Consider the following 10377-nt stretch of genomic DNA (forward strand, 5'->3'; position numbering starts at 1 on the left):
AGCCGGCGTCGCGGCCAGGCGCAAAAAAGCCCCGGCGTAGCGGGGCTCAAGGCGAGAGGGCGCTGCTTTAAAAACCAGGGGTCCGCGCGATGAAGGCGTTCAGATTGGCGATGTTCAGGCTGCCCCAGCCGGTGGTGTAGTCCCAGCCCTTGGCGGCGCTGTAGGCGCCGTTGCTGCCGCTGGTGACGTCATGGTACAGCGAGGGATTGGCCTTGAAGTATTTATAGATCGACGGCGCCGGCGAGTTGATGTTGTTGCCGTTGGCCGATTCGATGCGCGCCCAGAAGCCGGTGAACAGCGGCGCCGCCAGGCTGGTGCCGCCGATCTGCGAAGTGCTGCCGTTGACCAGCACCAGCGCGCCGCTATTGGGGTCGGCGTCGAAGGAGACGTCGGGCACGCCGCGCTTGGTCTTGGAAATGGTCAGCACGCCGGCGCTGGTCTGCCAGGCAGGAGCGCTCTCGGTATAGCTGGGGCCACCGCCGCCGCCGTTCCAGGTGCTTTCCGACAGATAGCCGGTCTGGCCGCTGGTGGACAGCGTGGTGCCGCCCACCGCGATCACGTACGGCGATACCGCCGGATAGCTCTGGCGCGCGGTGCGGCCGCCGCACTCGTAGGAGCCGGAATCGCCAGTGGACACCGAGAAGGTCTGGCCCTGGGCCACCGCCGCCTGGAAGATCTGGTCGGCGCTGGCGGTCATGCCGTCGCTCTGCGCGCTGGTCTCGCATTCGCCCAGCGAAACGTTGACCACCTTGGCGCTGCCGTCGCTGACCGCGGCGTTGAAGGCGGCGGTGATGTCGGCATTGGTCATCGACGGCGCGACGTAGAAGTTCATCTGCTGCACCGCGCCGCCGGCGGCGGCGAGAATGTCCTGGCTGTCCAGGTTCCATTCCTCGGTGCCGGAGGTGTCGCTGGTGGGCGTGCCGCTATTGATCACCGAGGTGGCCACCGTGCCGTAGCCGGCGCCGCTGGCGAAGTCCTGCAGATCGCTCAGCGTCTGGGTCAGGTCGCCCTCGGCGATGATGCCCACCGTGGTGTTGCTGGCCGGCGGCAGGCTGTTCGCGTTGTAGATGGACGGGAAATCGGTGGGGGAATGGCCGCTGACGCTGGCGGTCTTGAAGGCCTGCGGCGTCGGGTGGCGCAGTGCGGTGTGGAATTGATGCACGTTCTGCAGGCCGTGCACCGCCAGCACGATGTCGGCCAGTTGGCTGGGCACCTGGGCGTTGGCGACATTGGCGAAGGCCTGGCGGCCGTTGATGTTGTAGCGGTGCAGCGAGGTCTGGAAGCCGGCCTTGACCGTGGCGGCGCTGCCGTCGGCGGTGATCAGCAGGCGGTTGGGCGCCACCTTGATATTGCGGAAGCCGCTGGCCTGCAAATGCTTGACCACGGTCTGCGCTTGCGCCTCGGTGGGCGAGAAGCGGTTCAGGAACTCGGTCTTGCTCAGGTAGTGCTTGCTGCCGCCTTGCAGAATGCTCTGCGTCAGCGCGTCCAGCTGTGCCTTGTTGCGTACTTTCAGCGCCACTGCGATGTGCACGCTCTGGCCGGCCGCGACTTCGCCGCTGTCTTGCGCTTGCGGGATCAGGCTTTGTACCGGGTGGGCCAGGGTGCTGGTCGATTGCCAGTTGAGGGTTGCTGCTTGCGCCGCGATGCTGAAGAAGGCGGCGGACACCAGTGCGGCCGTGTATTGCTTGGCAAACATTCACTTCTCCTTTGAAGAAGTACCGCGCGGGCCTGCGGTTAGGCAGAGCCCTTGGATCAGGCTTGTAGTCGCTCGATGGCGAGCCTTTGATCCAGGTTGGTTGCCCTTGGTGCGGAAGGGCTGCTCCCGATGGGGAACGCTGAATGTGTAATCCCAAACCACAAGTGATGACAAGTAAATTATTGATCAGCGTCAAATCTGTATGCAAAACGCAAAAAAAATACAAGAGCGATGAGTTTGTTTGATGGTGGCAATGAGTATGCCTAATGGATTTGAGCTTGCGCTTTGGATGTATGCAAGGCCTGTCGCGCATGAGCGGAGAAGTAGCGAGCAGTTTTGCTCATGGAGCGCATGAGTATTTTAAAGAGGGCGGGAACTGGACAGCCGTCATGCGCGGTAAGCGCTTTGTATCGCCGAAGCGCAGCAGGCTTTGAATGGGTTCTTACAGCCGCAAGGCCGCCAGCAGCGCGCTCTCCAGCGCCAGCACGGTCTTGTCGTCGCCGAGGCCAGGCCCGGAAATCAGGAAGGAGTCCTCGGCGCGGCTGCCCAGGGTCATGATCTTGGCGGACTGCACATTCATCCGGTAGTCGGACAGCACCTTGGCGATGCGCGCCAGCAGGCCGGGACGGTCACCGGCTACGATGGACAATACGTAGAAACTGGCCTTGTCGTCCGGGCGGATCAGGATTTGCGGCGTGATCGGGAAGTGCTTGAGATGGCGGCTGATGCGGCCTTGGGCCGGCAGGCTCAGCTCGCCTTCCTGGCGCAGGCACTCCGCCAGCTCGAATTCGATGAAGTTGATCATGTCGCGGTAATCGCCGTCATGATGCTCGGGCACGAAGACGTGGAAGGTGTCCAGCGCGTAGCCGTGGCGGGTGGTGTAGACCTTGGCGTCGGCGATGCTGTAATGGGTGCGGCCGAAGAAGGCGCAGGCGCGGGCGAACAGCTCCGGGCGGTCCCGGGTGTAGATCAGCACCTGGATGCCTTCGTGGTCGTCGGACAGCCGCGCGCGCACCAGGGGCTGCTCGGCGTGGACGAAGCGGTTGAGCAGGCGCGCGTGCCAGGCGATTTCCTTGGCCTCATGGCGCAGAAAGTAGACGGTGTCCAACTGCTGCCACAAGGCGGCTTCCACGCCGTTCGGCACCGCGTGCAGGCGCAGCAGCGTCTGGGCCTGGTGCTTGCGTTCCTCCAGCTCGGAGGCGACGTCCAATTGCCCGCCGCGCACCAGTTGGCGCATTGCCGCGTGGTAGAGGTCCTCCAGCAGCTTGGCCTTCCACGCATTCCAGACCTTGGGGCTGGTGCCGCGGATATCGGCCACGGTCAGCAGGTAGAGCGCGGTCAGCCTGCGCGGGGTGCCGACCAGTTCTGCGAAGCGGCTCACGGTTTCCGGGTCGTAGATGTCCTGTTTCTGCGCGACGCTGGACATGGTCAGGTGCTGGCCCACCAGCCAAGCCACCAGCTCGCCGTCTTGCGGCGGCAGGCCGTGCTGGCGGCAGAACTCCAGCGCATCGACCATGCCGAGCACCGAGTGATCGCCGCCGCGGCCCTTGGCGATGTCGTGGAACAGGCCGGCGAGGTACAGGGTTTCCGGCCGCTCGAAGTCGTTGATCAGCCGCGACATCAGCGGATATTCGTGGGTGAAGGCGCTGCTGGCGAAGCGGCGCAGATTGCGCACCACCATCAGGATGTGTTCATCCACGGTGTAGACGTGGAACAGATCGTGCTGCATCTGGCCGACGATGTGGCCGAAATTGGGCAGGTAGCGGCCGAGCACGCCGTATAGATTCATTCGCCGCAGGCCGCGGGTCAGGCCGTTGGGTTCGCGGAACATCTGCAAGAACAGTTCGCGGTTGCGCGGATTGGCGCGGAAGCGTTCATTGATATGGCTGCGCGCATGCCACAGCGCGCGCAGCATGCGCGGCGCGAAGCCGCTCAGCTCCGGGTGGCGCTGCAAGGTCAGGAAGGCTTCCAGAATCGCGGACGGGTGTTTTTCGAACACATCGGGCTGGCGGATGCCCAACATGCCGTTGACCGAATAAAAGCGCTCGTTCAGGTTCTGGGTGACGCGCGGCACTTGCGAATAAATGCGCCCACGCAGATTGGGCAGCAGGATGCCGTTGAGTTGATTGACGGTCTTGGCTGCGCGGTAATACAGCTGCATCGCCTGCTCGCTGGCGCGCTTGGCCGGCGTGTCCTGCAAGCCCAGAGCGCGGCCCAGCTGCTGCTGCAGATCGAAGATCAGCCGGTCTTCGCGCCGGCGCGCCAGCAGGTGCAGCTCGATGCGCAGGCTCAGCAACTGGCGTTCGCTGTGCTTGATCAGCCGCGCCTCGGCCAGGGTCAGGATGCCGCGGCGCACCAGCGCGTCCCAGTTGTCGCCCAGGCCTATCGCCTTGCTGATCCATAGAATGGTGTGCAGATCGCGCAGCCCGCCCGGGCTTTCCTTGAGATTGGGCTCCAGATTGTTGCCGACGCCGAAGTGGCGGGTATGGCGCTGCTGCTGTTCCAGGGTCTTGCCCTCGAAGAAGGCCAGCGGGTCGCGCTGGCGCTCCAGCAGCGCGCTCAAGCGCCGCCATGGCGCGGCATCGCCGGCGATCAGCCGGTTTTCCAGCAGATTGGTCTCGATGGTGATGTCGCCGCTGGCCTCGGACAGGCATTCGTCCACGGTGCGCACGCTATGGCCGATTTCCAGGCCCACATCCCACAGCAAGCTGATGAAGGCGCCGATGCGCTCGCCCAGTTCCGATGACGGCGCTCGGGAAAGCAGCACCAGCAGATCGATGTCGGAATAGGGGAATAGCTGGCCGCGGCCATAGCCGCCCACCGCGATCAAGCTGGCGGCGCCGTCCAGGCCGGACTGCGCCCACAGCGTTTGCAGCATGGCGTCCACCGCCTGGCTGTGGCGCTTCAGATACTCCTGCGGATTATGTTGCTGGCGGTATTGCTCCGCCAGCGCCTGACGTTTGCCGACCAGGTCCTGGCGCCATTGGGCGAGGGCTTCCGCGGTCGGCAAGCTCATGTCAGCGCCTTTCCTGTCTGGCGATGATGGCGACGCCGGCTATCAGGAACAGCAGGGTGGGCAGGGTGGCGGACAGGATGGGGTTCCAGTCGTAGAGCAGGCCCAGATGGCCGAACAAGCGGTTGACGAAGTGGAAGGCGACGCCCAGGCAGATGCCGGCGAACAAGCGTATGCCCAGCTGGCCGTGGCGGCGTTGCTGCGGGGTGAAGGCCAGAGCCACCAGCGCCATCGAAATGCAGGCCAGCGGGTAGAACAGCTTGCTCCACAAGGCGATCTCATAGCGTTGGGTCTGCTGTTTATTGCTGCGCAAGTGCTCCAGATAGGTCAGCAGCGCGGTGGCCGACATCTGCTCCGGCACCACCAGCAGTACCGACAGGATTTCCGGCTCGACGATGGATTTCCACGCCAGCGACGGATAGTGACGGCTGACCGTCTGTTCGGCGCCCAGCGTGGTTTCGCGCACATTGGTCAGCTGCCATTGCTGCTCGTCCTTGGAGAAGGAGCCGCGTTCGGCGTAGCGGGTGCGGACCAGGCGGAAATTGTCGTCGTAGGTGTAGATGCGCACGCCCAGCAAGGAGGTGTCCGGCAGCATCTCGTGGACATTGATGAAGTTCTGATTGTCCTTGACCCAGATGCCGGAGCGGAATTCCTGCGCCACCATGGAGTGGGTGGCGGACAGCTTCAGGCTTTGCGCCTGCTGGCCGGTGCGCGGCGCCACCACCTCGCCGAGCAGCACGGTGAGCAGCGCGAAGCCAAGGCCGAATTTCAGCAGGGTGGCGGCGATTTGCGGCAGCGTCACGCCGCTGGTGCGGATCACAGTGTATTCGCTGCTGGTGGCCAGTTGGGTCATCGCCACCATGCCGCCGATCAGCACCGCCAGCGGCATCAATTCATAAGCGTGGCCGGGGATCAGCAGCGCGACATAGCCCAGCATCTTGGCCAGGGTATAGCTGCCCTTGCCCAGGCTGGGGACTTCGGCCAGCAGGTCGAAGAAGCCGTACAGGCCCAGTAGGGCCAGCAGGGTGAACAGGGTCGCCTGGCTCAGGGTGACGACGATGTAGCGATGAATCAGTTTCATGACGGGATCAGGATTTACGGAACAGCAGGGACAGGGCCTGGCCGATGGGGCGGGCGGGCCGGTTGCGATAACTCAGCAGCGCCAGCGCCAGCGCCAGCATGGCCAGGTGCACCAGCAGCACCAGCCAGACGCCGGCCTTGCCCTGGGCCACCCAGTTGCGAGCCACGGTCAGCCCGTTCTGATAAACGAAGAAAACCAGCAGCGCCAGCAAGAGATTGTAGGTTTGGCCGCTGCGTGGGTTGAAATAGGACATCGGTATCGCCAGCAGCGCCAGGATCACGCAACTGATCGGCATCGACAGCCGCCACGCCAGTTCGGCGCGGTAGTCGGCGGAGTCCTGGCTCAACAGTTGAGCGGTGGGGATGGCCTGGCGGTTGCCGGACGGTCCCGGCATTTGCTGGCTTTCGCCGATGCCGGCGGTGTAGCGCTGGAATTCCGCGACCTCGTAATTGGCGCTGCCAGGCTCGCCGACGTAGCGCTGGCCGTGCTCCAGCACCACCACGCGCTCGCCGTCCGGCTTGGTGGTAATAAAACCAGACTTGGCGAAAATCGTCGCCACTTTGCCGTCGGTGATTTCCTGCATGAAGATATTGGTGGCCGCGCCGTGCTCGCCGGAATAGTTCTCGATGAAGTACACCTTGTTGGACGAGGACGATTCTTTGAACACACCGGGGGAGATTGCTGAAACTTCTTCGCGCCGTTTGATCTGTTCGGCATAGTCCTGGCTGCGCTGGTCCGCCCATGGACCGATGAACAGGGTGACGCCGGCGATCAGCGCCGCCAGCGGCAGGGTGAAGCGCATCACCGGCCATACCCAGTCGCCGAGAGACAGGCCGGAACTGAGCCAGACCACCATCTCATGATCACGCCAGATACGGGTCAAAACCACCAGAATGGTGGCGAAAACCGTCAAAATCATCAATACCGGGAAGAAGCCCAGCGTAGTGAAACCCAGCACCGCGGCAACGGCTTCGTTGGCCATCTGCCCTTCGGCGGCGCGCCCCAGCAGATTGACCGCCTGGGTGGAAACGATAATCGCCAGCAACACGATGAAAACGCCTAATGCGCTCAAAGTCAGCTCGCGTGTCAGGCTTTTTTGAAAAACCATTTATTCAGTGCCTTTTTGACTTTTCATGAAAAGCATTGTGATAATTCCGGGGACCATCCAGAAACGTCAAAATTGGACGATTTCGGAATCAACAACAAAATCCGTCTTCACCGGAAGGCCGGGCCGTCAGGATTCTACCCGTGCATCGACGGCCGGTTAAGAGGTGGAGCAACAGACACTCGCTCTACACGGGAGTTCTCAATGGAATTTAACATAAAAAGCGGCAGTCCGGAAAAGCAAAGGGTTGCTTGCGTTATCGTCGGCGTATACGAATCCCGCAAGCTGACCTTCGCCGCCGATCTGCTGGATCGCATCTCCAACGGCTTCATCAGCGAAGTGCTGCGCCACGGTGACATGGAAGGCAAACTGGGCAGCACGCTGGTGCTGCATTCGGTGCCGCACACTCTGTGCGACAGGGTGATGTTGGTGGGCCTGGGCAAGGAGCGCGAGTTCCGCGCCAAGGAATACCGCGAGGCAGTGCGCGCCTCGATCAAGGCCTTGACCCAGACCTCGGCGGTGGAAGCGGTCAGCTACCTGAGCGAACTGACAGTCAAGAAGCACGATGTCGAGTGGATGATTGAGCAGGCGGCGGTGGTGACGCTGGACGCGCTGTACCGCTTTGACCGCTTCAAGAGCAAATCCGAGGAGCCGGTGCGCGAGCCGCGCAAACTGACGCTGGCGGTGCCGCGCCGCAGCGACTTGGCCGACGGCGAAAAAGGCCTGCAGCGCGGCCTGGCCATAGGCGGCGGCATGAAGCTGGCCAAGGATCTGGGCAATTTGCCGGGCAATGTCTGCACCCCGAGCTATCTGGGCGAGGAAGCGCGCCAGCTGGCCGCGGCCTTTGGCGCCGACGCCGAGATCCTGGGGCCCAAGGAAATCGCCGAACTGGGCATGGGCTCCTTCCTGTCCGTGGCCAAGGGCAGCGTGGAAGAGGCGCGGCTGATCGTGCTGCGTCACCACGGCGCCAAGGACAAGGCGGACAAGCCCATCGTGTTGGTGGGCAAGGGCATTACCTTCGACTCCGGCGGCATCTCGCTGAAGCCGGGCGAGGGCATGGACGAGATGAAGTACGATATGTGCGGCGCGGCCACGGTGCTGGGCGCCTTCCGCGCGGCGGTGGAAATGAATCTGCCGCTGAACCTGGTGGCCATTGTGCCGACTTGCGAGAACATGCCCAATGGCAATGCCTTGAAGCCGGGCGACATCGTCACCTCCATGTCCGGCCAGACCATCGAGATCCTCAATACCGACGCCGAGGGCCGGCTGATCCTGTGCGATGCGCTGACCTATGCCGAACGCTTCGATCCTGCGACGGTGATCGACGTGGCCACCTTGACCGGCGCTTGCGTGATCGCGCTCGGCCACATCGCCACCGCGCTGTACAGCAATCAGGACAGCCTGGCGCGCGAACTGCTGGCCGCAGGCGAGGAAGTGGCTGATCGCGCCTGGCATATGCCGCTGTGGGATGAATACCAGGACATGCTGAAGAGCCCGTTCGCCGACATGGCCAATATCGGCGGTCGTCCGGGCGGCAGCGTCACCGCGGCCTGCTTCCTGTCGCGCTATGCCAAGGCTTACGACTGGGCGCATCTGGACATCGCCGGCACCGCCTGGAAGGGCGGCAAGGACAAGGGCGCCACCGCGCGTCCGGTGCCGCTGCTGGTGCAGTTCCTGCAGGATCGCGCGGATATCGCCTTGGGCAATGTGGTGCGTCGCGGCCGGCCTCGCCGCGAAGCCCCGGAAGCGGTGGACGATGAGCAGGATTGATTTTTACACCAAGGTGGCCGATCCGCAGGGCTTTGCCTGCCTGCTGGCGGCCACGGTGATGCGCAAGGGGGAACGGCTGCTGATCTGGTTCGACAGCGAGCAGCAGCTGGAAACCTTCAGTCGGCAGTTGTGGAGCTTTGGCGATACCCGCTTTGTCCCGCATTGCCGGCTGGGCGCCGACGAGGCGGCGGACACGCCGATCTGGCTGACCGCCCGTCTGCCGGACACGCTGGAACACCCGGTATTGTTGAACCTGGGTTCGCATTTGCCGGAGCGGATGGAGCGCTTTGAGCGTATTCTGGAGATAGTCGGACGCGATGAGGCGTCACTGGCCACGGCGCGCCAGCGGTTCAAGGCGTATCGCGAGCGCGGTTATGCAATCGAACATCACGACATGAGCAATAAGTGACCATGAGCGAGCCGTCAAAGCCGAAAGAGCCTGATTGGTCCGGCCTCAACCTGCCGGTGTTGACCGAGGTGGTGGACGAGTCGCAGGTGCCCACCTTGGGCGACGAAGTCATCGACATCCCCGATTTTGATTTCTCCAGCGAAATGGACGCGCTGGCCGACCAACTGGGCGCGCAGCGCGAAGAACTTCCCGCCGAGCTGGAAATTCCCGAACTGAGCCTTGAAGACCTGATCGCGGAAGCGCCCGCCAGCGAGGAGCCCTTGTTGGATCTGACCTCGCTGCCCTCGCTGGACCTGAGCGATGTTTCCGCCTCCGAGCCAGGCCTGGACCAGGCGCTGCCGGGCTGGGACGTGCCCATGCCGGCAGGGGCTGGCGATTTTGAATTTTCGCTGACGCCGGCGGAAGAGGAACTGGCCACGGCAAGTCCGGAGCCACGGCTTGAGCAGATAGTTGAACCGCCGCTGGCGGCCGCGGCTGAGCCCGCATCGGCAGTCGCTGCCGACTTTGAGCCGCTGGAACCGCTGGGGGACGCTGCCCCCGTCGCCTCGCCGGATGTCGCGGACGCCGCTGCACCGCAAGCGGAAGCGACGCAGCCCGCCGACGCTGCGTTCGACCAAGCCACCGAGGTCCAGCCAGAGCCCGAGCCAATGCCGCCGGCCGCGACGCCGTTTACCTCGATTTCCCTGGATAGCCTGCCCACCGGCGTGCTTGGCGGAGGGGTGGGGCCGGAAACCAAGGTGGACAGCCTGCTGCCGAACTGGCCGGAAAGCGCCGGGTTCGAGCCGGCCGCGCCGCAAGCTGTTGCTGAGGCCGCGCCGGCCTTGTCGCTGCAGCCGGAGCAGGAGCCGGAGTTAGGGATTCCCGAGGCGCTTGTCGGCGTGGAAACGCCGGCCGCCGAGCCGGCGCTGGATATGCCTGCGGCGGGTTTCGCCGCGGAAGAACTGGCGCTTGAAGCCGAGCTGGAGCCGTCGGAAACCGCTGTTGCTGTTCAGGAGCCAGTGCCGGATACGGTATTGGAGATGCCGGCCGCGGACTTTACCGCCGTGCCGTCAGCAGTGGAGCAAGCGCTGGAGCAGATCTGGGAACAGCCGCAACAGGCGGCGGAGTTACCGTTGGCGGAGCCTATTCAGGAGTCGCCCGAGTCAGCCGTCGCTGCCGAGGAATCGCTGGTCGAGCCATCGGCCTTGTCGGCGGAAGAACCCGCTCTGGAACAGCCAGAGCCTGTCGCCGCAGCCGAAGCATTGGTGCCGGAAGTCGCTGCCGAGGAATCGCTGGCCGAGCCATCGGCCTTGTCGGTGGAAGA

Annotated in this window: 7 protein-coding genes; 3 read left to right on the forward strand and 4 right to left on the reverse strand. The window is 63.9% G+C overall.

The window, feature by feature from the left end; genetic code table 11:
* Positions 1-67 precede the first annotated feature (67 nt).
* From VI26_RS19810 to lptF, 4 genes are all read right to left on the reverse strand, one after another.
* Positions 68-1696 (reverse strand): protease pro-enzyme activation domain-containing protein, encoded by a 1629-nt coding sequence (locus VI26_RS19810; protein ID WP_048411487.1) that lies wholly within the window; start codon positions 1694-1696, stop codon positions 68-70.
* 442 nt (positions 1697-2138) lie between these two features.
* Positions 2139-4712: a [protein-PII] uridylyltransferase gene (locus VI26_RS19815; RefSeq protein WP_048411488.1), complete on the reverse strand. Its 2574-nt coding sequence runs from the start codon at positions 4710-4712 to the stop codon at positions 2139-2141.
* Position 4713: 1 nt separating this feature from the next.
* A complete protein-coding gene (lptG, locus tag VI26_RS19820; protein WP_048411489.1) occupies positions 4714-5790 on the reverse strand; it encodes an LPS export ABC transporter permease LptG in 1077 nt (358 codons plus the stop codon).
* Positions 5791-5797: 7 nt separating this feature from the next.
* Positions 5798-6898 (reverse strand): LPS export ABC transporter permease LptF, encoded by a 1101-nt coding sequence (gene lptF, locus VI26_RS19825; protein WP_048411490.1) that lies wholly within the window; start codon positions 6896-6898, stop codon positions 5798-5800.
* 201 nt (positions 6899-7099) lie between these two features.
* On the opposite strand from lptF, the gene VI26_RS19830 reads away from it, so the two are divergent.
* From VI26_RS19830 to VI26_RS19840, 3 genes are all read left to right on the forward strand, one after another.
* On the forward strand, positions 7100-8665 hold the full coding sequence (locus VI26_RS19830; protein WP_048411491.1) for a leucyl aminopeptidase: 1566 nt from the start codon (positions 7100-7102) through the stop codon (positions 8663-8665).
* Complete coding sequence (locus VI26_RS19835; protein ID WP_048411492.1) at positions 8652-9074, forward strand: DNA polymerase III subunit chi; 423 nt, start codon at positions 8652-8654, stop codon at positions 9072-9074. Before VI26_RS19830 ends, VI26_RS19835 begins: the two co-directional genes overlap by 14 nt.
* Positions 9075-9076: 2 nt before the next feature.
* Positions 9077-10377, forward strand: a 1301-nt coding sequence (locus VI26_RS19840; RefSeq protein WP_048411493.1) for a hypothetical protein, incomplete at its 3' end; no start/stop codon positions are given.

The sequence above is a fragment of the Chromobacterium sp. LK1 genome, from assembly GCF_001043555.1.
GTDB classification, from domain to species: Bacteria; Pseudomonadota; Gammaproteobacteria; order Burkholderiales; family Chromobacteriaceae; genus Chromobacterium; species Chromobacterium aquaticum.

What these genes read in the sequence shown, in the direction of transcription:
- lptG (WP_048411489.1), bottom strand. Translation starts at nt 5,790, where the DNA reads ATGAAACTGATTCATCGCTACATCGTCGTCACCCTGAGCCAGGCGACC.
- VI26_RS19835 (WP_048411492.1), top strand. Translation starts at nt 8,652, where the DNA reads ATGAGCAGGATTGATTTTTACACCAAGGTGGCCGATCCGCAGGGCTTT.
- VI26_RS19815 (WP_048411488.1), bottom strand. Translation starts at nt 4,712, where the DNA reads ATGAGCTTGCCGACCGCGGAAGCCCTCGCCCAATGGCGCCAGGACCTG.
- VI26_RS19810 (WP_048411487.1), bottom strand. Translation starts at nt 1,696, where the DNA reads ATGTTTGCCAAGCAATACACGGCCGCACTGGTGTCCGCCGCCTTCTTC.
- VI26_RS19830 (WP_048411491.1), top strand. Translation starts at nt 7,100, where the DNA reads ATGGAATTTAACATAAAAAGCGGCAGTCCGGAAAAGCAAAGGGTTGCT.
- lptF (WP_048411490.1), bottom strand. Translation starts at nt 6,898, where the DNA reads ATGGTTTTTCAAAAAAGCCTGACACGCGAGCTGACTTTGAGCGCATTA.